Origin of the sequence: Deinococcus aerophilus (assembly GCF_014647075.1) — a bacterium.
GTDB classification, from domain to species: Bacteria; Deinococcota; Deinococci; order Deinococcales; family Deinococcaceae; genus Deinococcus; species Deinococcus aerophilus.
This window is the reverse complement of record NZ_BMOM01000021.1, coordinates 45,361-62,783: the sequence shown is the minus strand read 5'-3', so window position 1 is coordinate 62,783 and position 17,423 is coordinate 45,361. Positions and strand designations below refer to the sequence as shown.

Below are 17,423 nucleotides of genomic sequence, written 5' to 3'. Positions count from 1 at the left end.
AACGCGCCTGTCATTTCGAGGCCATGGTCACGATTGCCTGCCTGATGGAGTGGCTCTGAAGGTTTGCGGACACACCCTAGTCGGCAGCGTGAGAAGGAACTCGCCTGCTGGGTGAGGGTCAGCTGACGGGGCGAACCATGTGCCGGTACCGGTGCCCCCCCAGCGTCCGCTCCCCGGCCACCCGAAAGCCCTCGCGGCGGTACAGCGCGGCGGCGCGGCTGCCCTGCTCCACAAGCAGACCCAGGCGGCCCAAGCCACGCTCCCTGGCCTGGGCCGCGGCTTCGTGCAGCAGCCGTGCGCCGATGCCCTGACCACGGGCAGCTTCGCTCACGGCCAGGGTATCCACGTACCACTCGCCGGGCTGTCCCTCGGAGGCCACGTCCGCGGGCAGACCCAGCGAGCGTCGCCGCTCCCGGTAGGCCGCGTCCAGGGCCGGGGCGTCGCTGCCGGCGTAGGCCACCAGCACCCCCAGCGCCTCGCCTGCGCACTCCGCGATCCAGGTGTTCTCGAAGCTCAGGCGGTGAACGGACCGGGCGAAGAACCCGCGCAGGATGTGCTCGGCCTCGCCGTCCGACGCCGCCCCGGTCAGGGCCAGCCCCACCGGGCCGATGGTTGCCTGAATCAGCGGCGCCGCAAAGGCCGCGTCGGTGGGTCGGGCGGAACGGACGGTCACGGGTGCGGTCACGTGGCCAGGGTAGGCCATGGGGCCTATACCCATGCAATAAAGAGATGTAGGCCGGACCCACGGTTCGCCGTGCTATGAAGTGCGTGTCTTCATGTACAGCGTTGCTGTAGCCTTCCTGTCAGTCACCTGTCAGACCGGTTCTGCCACAGTCCGTGTCAGGATGCTTGGTCTCTACACGAGGTTTTTTCCGTGGATTCAAGAATGACTGAAGCATCAATGGGCGAAAACACACAGCTTCTGATTCCATCTCCTCGGATAGAGGAGGTGGTCGGGCGTCTGGTGGCCAGCCGGCACGCTTTTGAAGCAGAACAGGACCTGGTGGCCCGCGAGCATCTACACGCCGCCCTGAGCGCCCTGAACCAGCCCGAGATGGCGTCGTCCGATCGGCCCCACCTCCCCGTCTTGCAGGAACTGCACCAGCTTGCCCGGCTCGAAGCGCAGCGGGGAAACTTTCAGGGCATGCTCGACTGTGCACGGACCTCTGCCCAGGTTGCCCAGGTATGGAACTGCGCGGACATGGAGGCCGAAGCCAGACGTCTGTGGGCCACGGCCGCCAATTTCACCGGTCATCTCGAGGAGTCGGTGGAACTGCTGCGTCAGGCGGCGCGGCTGTTCTCCACGGCTGGTGACCTGGTGGGGCAGATTCGCTGCCTGATCAATCTGGGGTCGGCCCTGACCAACCTGGGAGAACACGCCGACGCGCTGTCGGCCCTGTTTCAGGCCCATCAGCTTGTGACGCAGTACACCAACGACGACCCTTCCCTGAACGGTCCATGCCTGGTGAATATTGGCCACACGTACCATGCCCTGCGGCAGTACGAAGCGGCCCGGGAGTACCTGACCCTCGGCCTGGAAGCCGCGCGCGCTGCGGAGAACCTGGGTACCCAGCTGGCCGCGCTGGGAACGCTCGGGCTGGTTTACAAGAGCATGCGGCAACCGGAAGACGCCACAGCAATGCTGGATATGGCGCTGGAACTGGCCAGCCAGCACGGCTTCTCGCGTGACATCATCGACCTGTCGGACAATCTGGGGCAGGTCTGGATGGAACGGGGAGTTCCGCAGCGGGCTCTAGAAATGCATCAGCAATCCCTGGAAGTGGCGCAGGAGATTGAAGACGCACAGGGCACCGCCAGTGCGCTGCTGGGCCTGGGGCGCGCCGCAGCTGCCCTGAACCGTCTGGCGGACGCAGCCCATCACCTGCAGCACGCACTGGCGGTGACGCAGCAGCACCGGCTGCGCAACGAGGAAGTGCTGGTGCATGCCGAGCTTGCAGGGGTACACGAGCAGTTGGGCCAGCTGGCGTCTGCCCTGAAGCACCACAAGGAATTTCACCGCCTGGAGCGCCTGCTTTTCAACGAGGAAAACGAATCGAGAACGCAGACCCTCACCGCCCGTCATGCCGCAGAGCGCGCCCGTATGGAATCCGAGTCGTACCGGCAGATCGGCGAGCTGGCACAGCGCGCACGTGAGGAAGCCGAGCAGACCGTGCAGGTTCGGACCAGGGAACTGGAGCAGGCCCAGCTGGAGATGGTCACGCGCCTGGGCTTTGCCGGCGAATATCGTGACGACCTGACTGGCGCCCATACCCTGCGTGTGGGCGAGTTGTCGTGCCAGCTTGCCCATGTCATGAACCTGGACGCCACCGAAGCCGAGCTGCTGAAATGGGCGGCGCGTCTGCACGATATCGGCAAGATCGGCATCTCGGATGCGGTGCTGCTGAAACCGGGCCGTTATACCCCCGAAGAATTTGAGCGCATGAAGCTGCACACGGTGATCGGGGCCAAGATGCTGCAGGGCAGTCAGTCTCCGCTGCTGCTGATGGCCGAACAGATTGCCCTGACCCATCACGAACGCTGGGATGGCCAAGGGTACCCGCGGGGACTGAGCGGTACGGAAATCCCCCAGGTGGGCCGGATCGTGGCGGTGGCCGATGTGTACGACGCCCTGACCAATGAGCGACCCTACAAACCGGCCTGGTCGCCTGCAGAGGCATTGGAGGAAGTCCGGCGGCTGAGCGGCACGCAGTTTGATCCGCAGGTGGTGGGGGCCCTGGAACAGCTGCTGGCCAAAGGTGATTCTCCTGATGATGGCCGGGAGACTTCCAGGGGGGCCTCGCCGGCTGCCGGTCCAGAACCGCGTGACCCTGCGGGACAGCTGCAGCCCTCTGTGATGGACCGTCTGGATGAGCCTATGGTTCCGGCGGCGCAGGTCGAGCAGCTCGAGGCGCTGCTGAGTGCGTCGTGGGACCTTCGGAACTCGGATCCCCAGGAGGGCGAGCGTCTTGCCAACAAAGCGTACGCTCTGGCTCAGGAGCTGCGACACCTGTGGGGGCTGGGATACGCCTACCGCAACATGGGATTTTTTCATTTCGTGGCCTCACGTTACGAAGAAGCCCTGTCCATGCTCAGCCGTGGCCTGGAATTCGCCGCGCATCTTGAGGACGATGTCCTTCAGCTGGACTGTGCCAACTTCAGTGCCGCCGTATACAACAGCCTGACGCGGCATGAAAAGGCCGTCGACATGCTGTCGGTGGCCATGCGCGTGAGCCGCAAGATGGGAGATCTGAAACGCACCGCCAACACCCTGCACAACCTGGGCGTGGTGACCATGGGCTACGGCGACCACCAGCGCGCCGTGGAATATCTGGATGCTGCCCTGAGCACCTATCAGAATCTGGAAGATACTGTGGGCGAGGCACAGACGAACGGCACTCTTGCGGAATTGGCCCTTGAACGCGGTGAGTTCGACGAGGCGGTAGAACTGGCCACCCGTGCGCTCACGCTACTGCGAACAGCTCCCAATGTTTTTCTGGAAGCCACCGCCAGCCTGTACCTGGGAAAAGCGCACCGGCAGCGCGGTGATCTGGCTGCCAGCACCGAGGCCCTCACCTTGACCCTGACGGCGGCCCGGTCCCTTGCCCACCGGGCCCTGGAAGGGTGGGCCCTGTTTGAGCTGGGGCTGACCCACCTGCACGCCAGGCAGTATCAGGACGCCCAGGCAGCCCTGCGCGACGCTCTGGAAATCTCACATGCTGTGGCACAGCTCAAACTGACCCTGGAGGTTTACCAGGCGTGTGCCCAGGTGGCTGAGGCCAGCGAGGAGCCCTATGAAGCGCTGACCTACTATCGTCTGCACCGGGCAGCGGAACAGGAGATGTTGGCTCATGACGCAGCCCTCAAGGCACGCGCCCTGACGATTGAACTGGAGGTGGAGCGTGCCAAGGCCGACACTGAAATCTTCAAGGTGCGCTCGATTGAGCTGACGGCAGCGAACGAAGCGCTCGAGCGGCTGAACGCCGAGAAAACCCACCTGCTGTCCATTCTGGAAACCCAGTCAAAACTGCTGGAGCGGCAGGTGTCTGAAGATGACCTGACCGGCCTGTACAACCGCCGCTACGTCGAACAGGTCCTCGCCCGGGAATTCAAGCGCCATAAGGAAGACGGCATCCCGCTGACCGTGGCCATGGTGGATCTGGACCACTTCAAACAGGTCAATGACCGGTTCTCACACATGGTAGGAGATCAGGTATTGCGCCAGATGGGCACCCTGTTCCGGGAAGTGGTGCGTCCCAGTGACATTGTGGCGCGGTTTGGAGGCGAGGAGTTCCTGATCGTGTTGCCTGGGACGGATCTGCAACAGGGCATCCGGATCTGTGAGCGGCTGTCCCATCACGTGACTTCCTTCGCGTGGGATGAACTGCAGACCAATCTTGAAGTCACATTGTCTATCGGTGTGGCAGCAGATCTGTCGGTGCCGAATCACGAGAAACTGGTGTCTCTGGCCGATGCCCGGTTGTATCAGGCCAAGGCCGCGGGTCGGAACCAGGTGTGTGGAGAGTTCGCGTCAGGGCCCGTTCATCCTTAAATACAAGTGCAGCGAGAGCTTGGGAAAACCAGCTCAACAGGAGCGGGTCAACACCTGTCGGGCTGGTCTATGAGGCGTTTAAGGCAGTCTTTATAAATTCACACAGCAGTCATAGTTTCAGGGAAGCGCGCAACGCCTTTCGTCGCTTCCTTATCGTGTACCCCCCGCCGGGGGTATGCCAGAGTCACGAAATAGTCACAGGGGAGACACAAACCGCCCGTACATTTGTCTTATGGGCGCAGAGGGTCTGCGCAACAACACATTCCAAGCATTCTGGCCGCACTGATTTGTTTTCGCCTGTCGCCGATTGATCTTGATAAGGAGCCCCATGAGACTTTTCGTGAAACACACAGGACCCCTCGCTGTCCTGACCCTTCTCCTCGCGGCGTGTAGCAGCCTGCCTGCGCCGCAGAGTGACCAGCCGGCATCCCGTCTGGGTGCTCAGGGCAGCAGTTCCAAGGGATACCTGCTGCAAGTGAAGGCAACCTCGGCCACCACCCCCGCCAAGCTCGCCGCTGCCTACCCGGGCAGCACCCTACTGAGCCTTCAATCCGCACAGGGGTACGCGCTGCTGGCTGTAGACAGCTACAAGCCCAGCAGCGACATCCTCAGTGCTGAGAAGAACGTCAAAGTCAAACAGGGCGACGCCAGTGTGGGCGCCCAGGGCTTCACCACGTGGGCGGGCGGTTTTACTGCGTGGGCCGGTGGTTTCACTGCATGGGCCGGCGGCACCACCACCAACACCAGTTTCAGTGAAAACAGCGCCATCTGGAACCGCATCAACCTCGGCAGCGCGCAACAGCTTATTCCGGAACTCGGTAAAGGCGTCACGATTGCTGTCATAGACAGCGGTCTGGACCTCAACCACCCGGCTTTCCAGGGCAAACTGGATCTCAACAACGACTATGATTATGTCGACAATGACACCGTTCCGCAGGACGTCAACCCGAATACCGATGGCACCTACGCATCCGGATATGGTCACGGCACCGCTGTGGCCGGCGTGATCCTGCAGATTGCTCCCAATGCCACCCTGTTGCCTCTGAGGGTGCTCAGCCCGGACGGCAGCGGAGACGTGTCAAACGTGATCTCGGCCATTGAGCGTGCGACGAGCGCGGGCGCCAAGATCATCAACCTCAGCCTGGGAAGCATGACCGATGTCCGGGCCCTGAATACCGCCATCGGCTCCGCTGCACAAAAAGGCGTCATCTTCTTTTCTTCCACCGGCAATACCGGCGACACCGCCGTCACCTATCCGGCTGCAAACTCAATGGTCCTGAACAATACCGGCATTGGTCAGATTGGGGTGGGCAGCGTGAGCCCAGTGCTGCTGAAGTCCAGCTTCAGTACCTATGGTCAGGTAGAGATGACCGCCATCGGGGAAAACGTCAAGACCCTCTTTCCTGGAGGACTTACCGTTCGTGCCAGCGGCACTTCCTTTTCTGCGCCCATGGCTGCCGGTGTGGCGGCCCTGGTTATTTCTACCTCTCAGACGGGGTTCTATCCGAACCAGTCCACGGCTCTGTTGAAGAACATGCTGAACACCGCGCAGCCCACACTGGATCCGGTGTACGGCCAGCAACTGGGCAGCGGCACCCTGAACGCCCTGTCGCTCGTGAAGCTCTACCGATAAGGAGAACCTGACATGATGCCTAACTTTTTGCGGAATCTGGCGCTGCTCACCACCGGCCTCTCCCTGCTGTCTGCCTGCGGCACCACCGCTGGTTCTGACGGTACGCGGCTTGCCCCACAGGCCACCATCAACTTCAAAATCGCAGAGTCGGTGGGTTCCCGCGGTGCGTGGATCATTGGTTCCCGCGGCGCGTGGATCATTGGGCAGCAGGCGTCCACGGTGGCAGGACTGGACAACACCTTTCCCGAGAACATGGGAGCCTGGCAGCAAATTCGACTGCCCCAGGCCCACGCAAAGACCCCGAGCATGGGCAGCGGCGTTCTGGTGGCCGTCATTGACACCGGTATAGATCTCGACCACCCGGCTTTCGAGGGCAAGCTGATCGGCTCTGGTGCCTGGCGGGACTGGGTGGACGGTGACCGCATTCCCGATGACGAGGGCAACTACAACGATCCGAGCCTCGTGGGATACGGACACGGCACAAATGTGGCGAGCATCCTGACGCAGGTGGCGCCCAAGGTCAAGATCCTGCCTCTGCGCGTGCTGTCTTCCAACGGCACCGGCACGATTGCCGACATCGTTGCGGCCATCGACTACGCCATAACGCAGAAGGTCCAGATCATCAACATGTCCGTGGGAACCGACGTGTCTACAGATGTTGATCTTGCCGTGAAGCGCGCCACGGCCAAGGGAATCTACGTGGTGGCATCCAGTGGAAATACCGGAGACCGCCGCGTCACCGCACCCGCCCGTTACGCCACCCTCTCGGATACGTCGGCGGCCCTGTCGCTGAGCGTGGGCAGCGTGAACCGGCACGACATTCGCTCCGAGTTCAGCACCTACGGTCCGAAGCTGGAACTGCTGGCTCCGGGTGAGGGCATGATGGGGGCGGCACCGGAGGGCATGACCGAAGCCTGGAGCGGGACAAGCATGACGGCTCCCATTGCCAGCGGCGTCATTGCCCTTGCTCTTGGGGAGCTTCCCCCGGGGCAGAGGGCCAAGTGGATCAACAAGGTTGCCAATCAGCTCGCCCTGACTGCCGATCCGGTGGACGCTGTTAACGCACCGGACCTGATAGGTCACCTGGGCAAAGGCCGGATCAACGCAGAGCGGTTCATCAATTCCGTTCTGCCCTGAGCAGGAGCACATCTGCAGTGAATCCTTGACCTCATGTGCGTAGGGTTGCGCTCAGTGAAGGGACGGGGATAGGGAATACAGAAAGAGCGCCTCAGGTAAAGCTGAGGCGCTCTTTTGGTTACAAAGTGGGCACGGTAGGACCCGGAAGGTGTACGCCGTCTGAACCCCACCTTCCCTGTGTTACTCCAGCACGGCCTCGTGGACGATCTCCACATTGCCCTTCATGACCCGGCTCATGGGGCAGGAATCGGCGGCCTGGGCCACGTGCTTCTCGAACTCGGCCTGATCAATGTTGCCGACCTTGCCGCGAACCTTCAGGCGCATGGTGCTGACCTTGAAGCCGGGGCCGTCCTTGACCATCTCGCAGGTGGCGTCTGTCCGCACGTCCTGGGGATCGTGGCCGTGGCCCGCGAGAATGGCGCACAGCTGCATGGTGAAGCAGCCGGCGTGCGCGGCGGCAAGCAGTTCCTCGGGGTTGGTGCCGGTACCGTTCTCAAAACGGGTGCCGAAGGAGTACTGGGCATTGCTGACCGTTCCGCTCTCGGTGCTGATGTTGCCCTTGCCGTGCTTCAGGTCGCCCATCCACTGTGCATCTGCTTTTCTCGCAATATCTGCCATGCCGCTCAGTCTGCCGCCCCCGCCGGAAGCGCCGTTCTGAGCAGAATTTAGACAGGCTTTAGAGGACGCTACACTCTGACGCATGCAAAGTCAGGAATGGAAGGTGCCCGGTGCGCCGGTCAACGGTTATCTCTGGGCTGCGCCGCATCCGCGCGGCGCGGTGCTGATTGCCCACGGATTCGGCGAGTACGCGGCGCGGTATGTGGACCACTATTACGCCCTGATTCCCACCCTGGTCGCCAGCGGCTTCAGCGTGTATGCCTACGACCAGCGCGGTCACGGCCACTCGCAGGGACCTCGGGCGGTGGCCGACATGAACCTGCTGGTGGAAGACCACCTGAAAGCGCGTGAGACGCTGCGTTCCCGCCCCGGCGACGATCAGGACCAGCCGGTCTTTGCGCTGGGCCACAGCATGGGGGGCCTGATCACGGCGGCCAGCGCCGCCCGCGACCCACGCGGCCTCAGCGGAGTGATTCTGTCCAGCCCTTCTCTGCTCGTCGGTCAGAACAATCCGCCGTTGGTGCGCAGGCTGGCTCCGCTGCTCGCCAGGATCGCTCCTGCGGCCCCCACCACCCAGCTGGACACCGACGGACTGTCGCGCCTGCCCGAAGAAGTGGCGGCGTACAAGGCGGATCCGCTGGTGTATCACGGCAAGGTTCCAGCCCTGAGCGCTGCAACCATGCTGGGGCTGAGCCAGAAGCTGTGGCCGCAGTATGCGTCGTGGCGGCTGCCGACCCTGGTCGTCCACGGCACCGCCGACACCATCACCGATCCCAGCGGCAGCCAGCGGTTCATAGAGACCATTGCCAGCGCCGATAAGACCCTGATTGCTCAGGAGGGCGGCTACCATGAGCTGCTCAATGACCGGCCACGCGCCGAGATCCGGCAGGCCATTCTGGACTGGCTGCTCCAGCGCTCCTAGGCGGGGCGCTCAGTGGGCATTGGCCCGGCGGGGACGCAACTGCATGACGGCCACGATCAGGCCTCCCACCAGAATGCCCACGAGCGCCGACCCCAGGGTTTCAACCAGCCACTCCACCGTGCCCTCGGCAAAGGCGGGCACCGCGTGGCCGGCGCTCAGGGCAAGGTCATGCAGGGTGTGGGCCGGCCACCCGAACCCGAACTCCTCCAGCCCGCCGGTGAGGATGTGCCCGCCCACCCACAGCATGGCCGCCGTGCCGATCACCGACAGCGCCGCCATCACCACCGGCATGCCCTTGACCAGTCCGCGTCCGACCGAGCGGGCCGCGCCGGAGTCGCTCTGGGTCAGTTTCAGGCCGAAGTCGTCGGTTTTCACGATCAGGGCCACCACGCCGTACACCAGCGCGGTGATCAGCAGGGCCACAAGCACCAGGATCAGCGCCCGCGAGACAAAGGGCTCGTTGGTGACCTCGGCCAGGGAGATCGCCATGATCTCCGCCGAGAGGATGAAATCGGTGCGGATGGCGCCTGCCACCATCTTTTCCTCGTGGGCCGGGCCGGACAGCGTGGCGACCCCAGCGTCCGGGGTGTCGTGGTGGCCCGAGACCGCCTCGTACAGCTTCTCGGCCCCCTCGTAACACAGGTAGGCTCCGCCGAGCATCAGGATCGGGGTGATGATCCACGGCACAAACTGGCTGAGCAGCAGCGCGGCCGGCAGGATAAACACGACCTTGTTGCGCAGCGATCCCCGGGCAATGCGCCAGATGATCGGCAGTTCGCGCTCGGGGGTAAAGCCCGTGACATACCGGGGCGTGACGGCCGTGTCGTCCACGACCACCCCAACCGCCTTAACGCCGGCCTTGCCCGCCGCCGCCCCGATGTCGTCAATAGAGGCGGCGGCCAGTTTAGCGATGGCCGCCACGTCGTCGAGCAGCGCCACCAAGCCGCCGCTCATGGAGTCACCGCCACAGGCGCGGGCTGGGCGGTCGCCGGAGGCCGGGGGAGAGGGAGGTTGCCGGGCAGAGGCCAGAGGGTCATCAGGCCTCCTACCTTATCAACCCGCCGCCCGGCCCACGCTTCCGGGAACGTTCAGGCACCGGCCGCCCGATCCCTACCTTCCCATTCCTTAAGCCGCTTCAGACGCCCATGCTGATGAATTTGGTTTCCAGGTACTCGTCCAGACCCCAGTGCCCGCCTTCCCGGCCCACACCGCTGTTCTTCATGCCGCCAAAGGGCACCTGGGGAGCGCCGTTGCTGGGCGTGCCGTCGTTGATGCCCACGATGCCGTATTCCAGCGCCTCGGCCAAACGCCATGCCCGGCCCAGATCAGAGGTGTAGGCGTAGGCGGCCAGTCCGTACTCGGAGTCGTTGGCGAGGCGCAGTCCCTCTTCCTCGGTGTCGAACACGACCACCGGGGCCACCGGCCCGAAGGTTTCCTCGCGCAGAATCAGCGAATCGGGGTGAACATCGGTCAGGACGGTGGGCTGAAAGTACAGGCCGCCCGTGGCCTCGCCGCCGGTGGTCGCCTTCGCGCCGCGCTGCAGGGCGTCGGCCACCTGCGCCTTCACCTTGTCCAGTCCGGCCTGTTCCACCACCGGACCGACCCCCGTGCCGTCCTGAAGGGGATCGCCCAGGGTCAGCCGGGCGGTCTTCTCGGTCAGCAGGCGGGTAAATTCCCCGGCCACCTCGCGCTGCACGTACACCCGGTTGGTGCTGATGCAGGTCTGTCCGGCGTTGCGGAACTTGCTGCCCACCACCTCGCGGGCCGCCTTGTCCAGGTCGGCGTCTGCAAAGATCAGGAAGGGAGCGTGCCCGCCGAGTTCCAGCGAGACGCGCTTGATGGTCTGGGCAGCCTGGGTGTACAGCAGGCGCCCCACCGCCGTGGACCCGGTGAAGGTCAGCTTGCGCACACGCCGGTCTTCCATGAACGGTGCGGTGAAGGCGGGGGCGTCGTTGGTGGGCAGCACCTGCAGGGTGTTGGCGGGGCCGCCTGCTTCCAGCCACAGCTCGGCCAGATACAGCGCGGTCATGGGGCTCTGCTCGGCGGGCTTGAGAATCATCACGCACCCGGCGGCGAGCGCGGGGGCCGCCTTGCGCGTGATCATGCCGGCGGGAAAGTTCCAGGGAGTCACGGCGTACACGATGCCCACCGGCTCGGCATTGGAAAAGCCGCGCTTGTGGTTAAAGCGCATGGGAATGCGCTCTCCGGCGATGCGTCCTGCTTCCTCGGCACACCACTCGATGAAGGAGGCGGCGTAATGCACCTCGCCGCGCGTCTCGGTGATCGGCTTGCCCATTTCCAGGGTCATCAGCCGGGCAAGCTCTTCCTTGTGAGCGAGCATCAGGTCGTTCCAGCGGCGCAGGATCTGACCGCGCACGTAGGGATTGACCGCGCGCCATTCCTTCAGGGCGATCTCGGCGGCGTCAATGGCCCGCCGGGCATCGTCCGCCGTGCAGTCGGCCACCGCGCCGATGCTCTGGCCGTTGCCGGGGTGAAACACCTCGAAGGTCCGGGGCGTGGTGTGCCAGCCGCCGTCAAAGTAGGCCTGGCTGCGGGTCACGGGATCGTTCTGGATGGTCGTCATGGAGTACCTCGGGGGGGAAGGAAGGAGCGGTTCAGGGCGCAGCGTACTGCCTCAGGCTTCTGGAAGAGCGGTCGGGAAGCAGAATAGGCGGCCCTGAGAAGGGGTGGGCGTCGGGGGCTCAGAGCAGCGTAGCGCGTGTCCCGGTGGGAACGGGGTCAGTCGGCGGCTCCAGCTGCCCCGGTCTGCGGCGCCGCCTCGTGTTCCGGAGCGGAGCCGGGCACTCCGTCGCGCACGTCCGGGTGGATGCCGAAGTCCTGAGCGATCAGGCGGGCCGTCATCTTGGCCGACATCATCACGCTGGGGGTACCGCCGCCGGGCTGTGCGCCCGCTCCCACCATGTACAGGTTGCCCACGTCCTCCGAGCGGTTGTGCGGACGGAAGTACGCACTCTGGGCCAGGATCGGCTCCGGGCCGAAGGCGTTGCCCAGGTGGCTGTCCAGTGTGCCGGCAAAGTAGTCGGGCGTGATGAACTCGCTGTGCGTGAGGCGTGCGCGCAGGTCCGGGATGTAGCCGCGCTCTTCCAGAAAGGTGTATACGCGCTCCACCAGCTTCGGTCCCTCCACCTCCCAGTTCAGGCCGCTGGCGTTGTGGGGCACAGGGACCAGCGTGTAGGCGGCGTGGTGGCCGGGGGGGGCCAGGCTGGGGTCGGTCAGGGTGGGCACGTGCAGGTACTGACTAAAGTCCTGGCCCAGCACCTTGTCCCCGAAAATCTCGGTGAGCAGCGCCTCATAGCGCGGCCCCAGGATGATGTTGTGGTGGCGCAGCTGCAGCGGGCGGTCCGGATCGTCACGGAAGCCGAAGTAGATGACGAGCAGGCTCATGCTCTGGCGGGCCGCCTTGACGCGCACGTCGGTGTTGACCAGTCGGGCCGCGGCGGGAACGCGCTTGAGATAGGTGTTGGCCCAGTCGCCGTTGCTCACGACGATATCGGCGTGCAGTTCCTCGCCGCCTTCAAGCCGCACCCCACGGGCAGTCCGCTGACCCACCGGGCGGCGCACCGGCTGGCCCCGGCGGTCGCGGACCAGGATCTCTTCGACCCCCGCGCCGTAGCGAATCTGGCCGCCCAGTTCCTCAAATTTCTGCACGAACGCGCGGACCAGCGCTCCGGTGCCGCCCATGGCGTAGTGGATGCCCCAGGTTTTCTCCACAAAGTGGATCATGGCGTAGATGGCCGGCACGCTCAGGGGGTTGCCGCCCACCAGCAGCGTCTCAAACGAAAAGACCTGCCGCATCTTGGGATTCTGAAAATATTTGCTGGTAAACGAGAACAGCGTGCGAACGGCGTCCAGGCGCATCAGGTCCGGCACCACCCGCAGCATGGCCGCCACGTCGCCAAAGTGGGTATAGCCGAGTTCCAGGAAGCCGCGCTCGAAAATGGCGCGGGCGTCCTCGTGAAAGCGTTCGTAGCCTTCCAGGTCCTCGGGGGCCAGTTCCGCGATCTGACGGCGGGTGCTGTCCGGGTCACCGTCGTAATCGAAGAAGGTGCCGTCATCAAAATAGATGCGGTAGAAGGGCAGAATCGGCACCAATTGCACGTATTCGCGGGTGCGGGGACCGCCGCTCTCGCCGGTCTTCACGCGCGCTCCCTCGGCCAGGGTGTGGGGCGGGTAATCCGGTTCGGCGAGCATGGCCCTGTCGCGTTCCGACGCGAACAGCTCCTCGATGAAATGGGGCACCGTGATCACGGTCGGGCCCATATCGAACACGTAACCGTCGTCGGTGCGCTTCTGGTAGGCGCGGCCCCCCGGAGCGTCCAGCCGTTCCAGGATGGTGGTGTCAAAGCCCAGGCTCTGCAGGCGAATGCCCAGCGAGAGGCCACCGATGCCCGAGCCGATGATCACGGCGGTCTTGCGTCCGCAGGCGCGGGGCGACTTGAGGTCAGGGGACGTGGGGAATGCAGTCATGCGTGGTTAACCTCCCGCCGAAGCGGTGTGCGTGGAGAACTGGGAGTCGGGTCCTGCAGTGCAGGCGGCTGGGCGGGTGGGGAAGAGTGGCAGTTCAGGCCCGCGGACCGAGGGGCGTGGCCGCGCACAGTTCCCACCATGCGCGCGGCAGCATCAGCAGTTTGCGGGGGCCGCTGACATGGGCGCGGCGCCGGAAATTGTCATAGCCCGAGCGCTCCAGATCATCCAGAATGCCCTCGTAGGCCCGCGCCGCCGCCGCCACAGCCAGCCGGGCGCTGCCATGCAGCATCGGAATGCCCACCCGGCCCTCGGCGTACCACCGACGGGCCAGGGTGCTGAGTTCGGTAACGAGCGCGCAGTATTCCGGCGTGACCTCGCCGCGCTCCAGATCGGCGCGCGACACGCCATGGCGGTCCAGCAGGCTCTGGGGCAGGTAAACGCGTCCACGTTCCAGATCCTCGCCCACGTCACGCAGGATGTTGGTGAGCTGCATGGCCTGCCCCAGCATCAGCGCGTGGTGAAGGGTCTGCTCGCCGCCGTTGTAGCCGCTGACGGGCGCAATCATGAACCCGATCACGCCCGCCACCCGGCGGCAGTACAGCGTGAGGTCATCCATGTCACGGTAGACGTGGCAGCGCAGGTCCATGCGCAGGCCCTCGTGCAGTTCGGCAAAGGCCGAGAGCGGAATGGGGTAGGTCCGGGCGGCCCACGCGAGCGCCGTGTCCACCGGATGCGGGCCCCCGCGCCCGGCAAAGGCCGCCTGCACGCGCTGCCACCAGTCGTTCAGCTGCGCTTCGGTAACGGCGTCCCCGGTGCCGGTGTCGTCGGCGATGTCGTCGCCGTCCCGGCACGCGGCGTACACCGCCCACACCGCCTGGCGCTGGCGCAGCGGAAAGAAGCGTGATCCCAGGTAGAAGGTTTTGCTGTGTTCCTGCGTGACCCTCTGGCAGTACGCCACCGCCTGGAGGGGCGGTTGGTCTGAGGAGGAGAGCGTCACGTTGGTCACGGTTGATTCCTTGTTGCCGAGTCTAGGCGGTGGAACACGGAAGAAAGTCACGTATTCTTACAGATGCAGTTTCTCACAGATGCGGAATGGTGCGGAAATCCGCTGGGGGCCAGGGCCAGCGACCGGGGGTCAGGTTTTCAGGTACCGTCCGAACCGGACCGCACCCATGCCCAGGCCATCCACCAGTGAGCAGCCGGGCAGCTGGCGGGCCACCCACGCGGGGTCGGGAAAATTCAGCCCACCCAGCGCCGGGCGCGACAGCAGGGCCTGCAGGGGGCCGCCCGTGCGCGGTACGTACATCAGCCACAGCTGACCGCCGGGCCGCAGCAGGCGGGCCAGTTCAGCCAGAAAACGCGCCGGATCGTGCGTTTCGTTGAGGGTCGCGCCCACGGTGATGCCATCGAAGCTGGCGCCGGGCAGTTCGCTGGCTTCCAGATTCATCAGCGCCCAGTCGATCTGTGGGCTGGTCTCGCGCCGGGCCGCCTCGCGCAGCATCGGGGCGCTGAGATCGGCGGCCAGCACCCGGCAGCCCGCGCGGGCCAGCACGCCCGCGTAGAAGCCCGCACTGGTCCCCGCATCCAGCCACTGCTCGCCCGGCTGGGGCCGGCACAGCGCCCGGAACAGCCGCGCCTCGCGGTCCAGCCCGAAGGGCACACCGCTGAGCAGCGACAGCGAACGCGCGCGCCACAGCGCATATCCGCGCGCCGTGATTTCCCCGGAATTGCTGCGCTGGGCGAGGGTCAAGCGCGGCCCACCGCGAACGTCTGGGTTCAGGTTTTCTTGCATCTGGGGCCGGGGGGTCACAGAAATCATTATGCTGGGCAACATCTGGCCTGTCTGTTCACGCCGCCTGAAGTGAGGCGTGGGGCCGTTTCCCGGAGGAAGGCATGGAAGAACGCAAGAGTATGGGAGGAGCGCTCGTCGACGTGTTCGATGCGGGCGTCACCCTCGTAAAATCCGAGATCAACGCCATCATCCGCCGGCTGAGCGCGGTGGCCAAGGCCAAGGGCCTGGGCGTGGTGTTTTTGCTGGCGGCCACCGGGCCGCTGATTCTGGCGCTGGTCTTCCTGATTCTGTTCGTGTTCTATGGCCTGATGCGTCTGGGTCTGGGAGCGTGGGCCGCCGCCCTGCTGATCGCGCTGTTCAGCCTGGTGGTCACGGCGGTGATGGTCATGATGGGAATTCGCAAGCTGGGCGCCGAGGTGGAGACCGAAGAGCCGCACGCCCACAAGACCGGACCCATGACCGAGGACGAGCGTCTGGAAGCCCAGTATCAGGCCGAGCAGGCCGCCCGCAAACGCCGTGAGGAGCAGTTTGGTACCGCCACGGCGGGAGCGACCGGTACCCAGGCCGTGGCGCAGCCGCCCCGGCCCGCCTCCGAGGGCCGCCTGGACGCCACGCATAATACGGGCCGCATTGATCCCAGCCGGGACAACACTTCCGGACCCGGCCACACCGTGCGGGCCTCGGTGGAAGTGCCGCGCGATCCGGGGCTGTACCCTGCCGGAGAAAACCGCTTTGTCAGTGAGGACCCCAAACGGGCCACCGTGCGGGTAGAGGGCGGCACCTCCACCGTGCCGGTGTACGAGAGTGAGGCCGATGGCCGCGCGCAGATGTACGGCAACACCCTTAACGAGAAGCTGGACCGGGGCGAGGTGCCGGCAGCGAACCGCGCCGAGCCGGGTATCCGAACGGATGATCATCACCATGACCCCGCGCTGCAAAACCCCGTGGTCCTGAAGGACGCGCCGGGCATTCGGGTCAGCACCGATCCCACCTATCAGGAAGACATCAAAAAGGGCAAGGGTGAAAGTTGATGGCCGACTACGATTACATGAATCCCCGGACCGAGCGGGAAGAAGCCCGTGAGCGCCTGAAGGAGAGCATTGACGCGCTGGCCGACCGTGCCAACCTGCAGCTGCAGATGCAGAAGGAACCGGCCAAGCTGCTGGGCGGCGCGTCTGCGGTGGGCGCCGTGATTGGCCTGGTGATCGGGCGGCAGTTCCGGCGCAGCAAGAAGATCTACGTGGATGCCGAGAGCCCGGTCAAGCACCAGCAGGCGCTGATCAAGGCCCAGAAGTCCGACAAGGGGGGTGTGGGCGGTGTGGGCGGCGCCCTCGTCGCCACCCTGGGCACGCTGGCCGTCAAGACCCTGACCGACCGGGTACTGGCACCCAAGCTGGAAGAACTCGCCAATTCCCTGCTGGAAAAAGCAGGCGAGTCGCCCAAGACCACCCCGGGCAAGGCCGCTTCCGGTCGGCCGGAGCGCAGCGCCCTGCCCAGCAAGCCCGCAGCGCAGACCCCCCGCCCCATGGGCACGGCGTCTACCAGTTCGGCCGCTACTGCCTCGTTTCTCAAATCCGCGCCCGACGGCGCCGCCCGTCCCTCCCCGAACGTGGCGGAAAGCTATGCCCAGCAGGCCCCGGCGGCTGGCAGCACGCCGCCCCAGGCGGTCAACCCGGAGCATCCGGGCGTGGTGCCCACTCCCAAGAGCGTGGTGGAGGCCAAAGCCCAGGGCAGCGTGATTGCCCCCGAGGAAAAGAGCAACCCCAACCGGCATTAGCGCCTGCCTGTCCAACATTCAAACGTTTGAAACAGCCCACCGCGGAATGGTGGGCTGTTTTTTGATGCCAGGCGCGCGGCTCTGTTAGCCTGAGGACATGACGGCCACCCGCAGCACCCGCCAGCGTGATGTGATCGCCCGCGTGCTGGACGCGGCACCGGGGCCGCTGGCCGTGCCCGAGGTGCTGTCCCGGGCCCAGAGTGATCTCCCGGGACTGGGGATTGCCACGGTCTACCGGACCCTCAAGCTGCTGACCGACCAGAAGCGCATTCATCCGGTCACGCTTGATGGCGAAACCCGCTATGAGACTGCGGGCAAGGGCCACCACCACCATTTTTCCTGCACCCGGTGCGGGCGTGTGTTCACGTTGCACACCTGCCCGGTCGCGCTGCCCAGCGGCACGGTGTATCCGGGCGGCTTCATCGTGGAAGCCCATGAGGTCACGCTGTACGGCCAGTGCCCCGACTGCGCGGGAGCCTGAGCGCCGGAAAGTGGTGAGCGGGGGCT

The 17,423-nt window shown here is 65.1% G+C and carries 14 protein-coding genes; 7 read left to right on the top strand and 7 right to left on the bottom strand.

Features of this window, described 5'->3' with window-relative positions; translation table 11 throughout:
• Positions 1 to 118: 118 nt before the first annotated feature.
• Entirely contained in the window at positions 119 to 685 is a 567-nt protein-coding gene (locus tag IEY21_RS12405) for a GNAT family N-acetyltransferase (RefSeq protein WP_229753072.1), read from the bottom strand.
• A 279-nt stretch (positions 686 to 964) separates the two neighbouring features.
• Between IEY21_RS12405 and IEY21_RS12400 the strand changes: the two genes are divergently transcribed.
• The 3 genes from IEY21_RS12400 to IEY21_RS12390 all read left to right on the top strand — a co-directional run bounded on the left by IEY21_RS12400 (position 965) and on the right by IEY21_RS12390 (position 7,319).
• Positions 965 to 4,549 carry a diguanylate cyclase gene (locus IEY21_RS12400; protein WP_188904661.1) on the top strand — a complete coding sequence of 1,195 codons (3,585 nt, stop codon included), beginning with the start codon at positions 965 to 967 and terminating at the stop codon, positions 4,547 to 4,549.
• Between the two features lie 328 nt (positions 4,550 to 4,877).
• Positions 4,878 to 6,182 (top strand): S8 family peptidase, encoded by a 1,305-nt coding sequence (locus IEY21_RS12395; protein ID WP_188904660.1) that lies wholly within the window; start codon positions 4,878 to 4,880, stop codon positions 6,180 to 6,182.
• A gap of 12 nt (positions 6,183 to 6,194) precedes the next feature.
• Complete coding sequence (locus IEY21_RS12390; protein WP_188904659.1) at positions 6,195 to 7,319, top strand: S8 family peptidase; 1,125 nt, start codon at positions 6,195 to 6,197, stop codon at positions 7,317 to 7,319.
• A 180-nt stretch (positions 7,320 to 7,499) separates the two neighbouring features.
• Here the strand turns inward: IEY21_RS12390 and IEY21_RS12385 are convergent, their stop codons facing one another.
• The gene (locus IEY21_RS12385; protein WP_188904658.1) at positions 7,500 to 7,937 is read right to left on the bottom strand and encodes an OsmC family protein; all 438 of its coding nucleotides are present in this window, start codon (positions 7,935 to 7,937) and stop codon (positions 7,500 to 7,502) included.
• Between the two features lie 82 nt (positions 7,938 to 8,019).
• Here IEY21_RS12385 and IEY21_RS12380 point away from each other — a divergent pair, with 82 nt between their 5' ends.
• Complete coding sequence (locus IEY21_RS12380) at positions 8,020 to 8,859, top strand: alpha/beta hydrolase (protein ID WP_188904657.1); 840 nt, start codon at positions 8,020 to 8,022, stop codon at positions 8,857 to 8,859.
• 9 nt (positions 8,860 to 8,868) lie between these two features.
• On the opposite strand, the gene IEY21_RS12375 is transcribed toward IEY21_RS12380, so the two are convergent.
• The 5 genes from IEY21_RS12375 to IEY21_RS12355 form a co-directional block, all read right to left on the bottom strand.
• Positions 8,869 to 9,813, bottom strand: a complete 945-nt coding sequence (locus tag IEY21_RS12375; RefSeq protein ID WP_188904656.1) for a DUF808 domain-containing protein — start codon at positions 9,811 to 9,813, stop codon at positions 8,869 to 8,871.
• A gap of 181 nt (positions 9,814 to 9,994) precedes the next feature.
• A complete protein-coding gene (locus IEY21_RS12370; RefSeq protein ID WP_188904655.1) occupies positions 9,995 to 11,443 on the bottom strand; it encodes an NAD-dependent succinate-semialdehyde dehydrogenase in 1,449 nt (482 codons plus the stop codon).
• A 155-nt stretch (positions 11,444 to 11,598) separates the two neighbouring features.
• On the bottom strand, positions 11,599 to 13,347 hold the full coding sequence (gene crtI / locus IEY21_RS12365) for a phytoene desaturase family protein (protein ID WP_188904654.1): 1,749 nt from the start codon (positions 13,345 to 13,347) through the stop codon (positions 11,599 to 11,601).
• 94 nt (positions 13,348 to 13,441) lie between these two features.
• Complete coding sequence (locus tag IEY21_RS12360; RefSeq protein WP_188904668.1) at positions 13,442 to 14,344, bottom strand: phytoene/squalene synthase family protein; 903 nt, start codon at positions 14,342 to 14,344, stop codon at positions 13,442 to 13,444.
• Between the two features lie 138 nt (positions 14,345 to 14,482).
• Positions 14,483 to 15,139, bottom strand: a complete 657-nt coding sequence (locus tag IEY21_RS12355; protein ID WP_229753073.1) for a class I SAM-dependent methyltransferase — start codon at positions 15,137 to 15,139, stop codon at positions 14,483 to 14,485.
• Positions 15,140 to 15,240: 101 nt separating this feature from the next.
• Here IEY21_RS12355 and IEY21_RS12350 point away from each other — a divergent pair, with 101 nt between their 5' ends.
• The 3 genes from IEY21_RS12350 (at position 15,241) to IEY21_RS12340 (ending at position 17,397) form a co-directional block, all read left to right on the top strand.
• A complete protein-coding gene (locus tag IEY21_RS12350; protein ID WP_188904652.1) occupies positions 15,241 to 16,170 on the top strand; it encodes a phage holin family protein in 930 nt (309 codons plus the stop codon).
• Positions 16,170 to 16,916, top strand: coding sequence for a hypothetical protein (locus tag IEY21_RS12345; RefSeq protein WP_188904651.1), 747 nt, complete (start codon positions 16,170 to 16,172; stop codon positions 16,914 to 16,916). The genes IEY21_RS12350 and IEY21_RS12345 overlap by 1 nt, the downstream gene beginning before the upstream one ends.
• A gap of 97 nt (positions 16,917 to 17,013) precedes the next feature.
• The gene (locus tag IEY21_RS12340; RefSeq protein ID WP_188904650.1) at positions 17,014 to 17,397 is read left to right on the top strand and encodes a Fur family transcriptional regulator; all 384 of its coding nucleotides are present in this window, start codon (positions 17,014 to 17,016) and stop codon (positions 17,395 to 17,397) included.
• Positions 17,398 to 17,423: the final 26 nt, after the last annotated feature.

Coding starts and splice junctions, on each gene's coding strand:
- IEY21_RS12380 (WP_188904657.1), top strand. CDS start 8,020: ATGCAAAGTCAGGAATGGAAGGTGCCCGGTGCGCCGGTCAACGGTTAT.
- IEY21_RS12340 (WP_188904650.1), top strand. CDS start 17,014: ATGACGGCCACCCGCAGCACCCGCCAGCGTGATGTGATCGCCCGCGTG.
- IEY21_RS12385 (WP_188904658.1), bottom strand. CDS start 7,937: ATGGCAGATATTGCGAGAAAAGCAGATGCACAGTGGATGGGCGACCTG.
- IEY21_RS12355 (WP_229753073.1), bottom strand. CDS start 15,139: ATGCAAGAAAACCTGAACCCAGACGTTCGCGGTGGGCCGCGCTTGACC.
- crtI (WP_188904654.1), bottom strand. CDS start 13,347: ATGACTGCATTCCCCACGTCCCCTGACCTCAAGTCGCCCCGCGCCTGC.
- IEY21_RS12350 (WP_188904652.1), top strand. CDS start 15,241: ATGGAAGAACGCAAGAGTATGGGAGGAGCGCTCGTCGACGTGTTCGAT.
- IEY21_RS12345 (WP_188904651.1), top strand. CDS start 16,170: ATGGCCGACTACGATTACATGAATCCCCGGACCGAGCGGGAAGAAGCC.
- IEY21_RS12390 (WP_188904659.1), top strand. CDS start 6,195: ATGATGCCTAACTTTTTGCGGAATCTGGCGCTGCTCACCACCGGCCTC.
- IEY21_RS12375 (WP_188904656.1), bottom strand. CDS start 9,813: ATGAGCGGCGGCTTGGTGGCGCTGCTCGACGACGTGGCGGCCATCGCT.
- IEY21_RS12395 (WP_188904660.1), top strand. CDS start 4,878: ATGAGACTTTTCGTGAAACACACAGGACCCCTCGCTGTCCTGACCCTT.
- IEY21_RS12370 (WP_188904655.1), bottom strand. CDS start 11,443: ATGACGACCATCCAGAACGATCCCGTGACCCGCAGCCAGGCCTACTTT.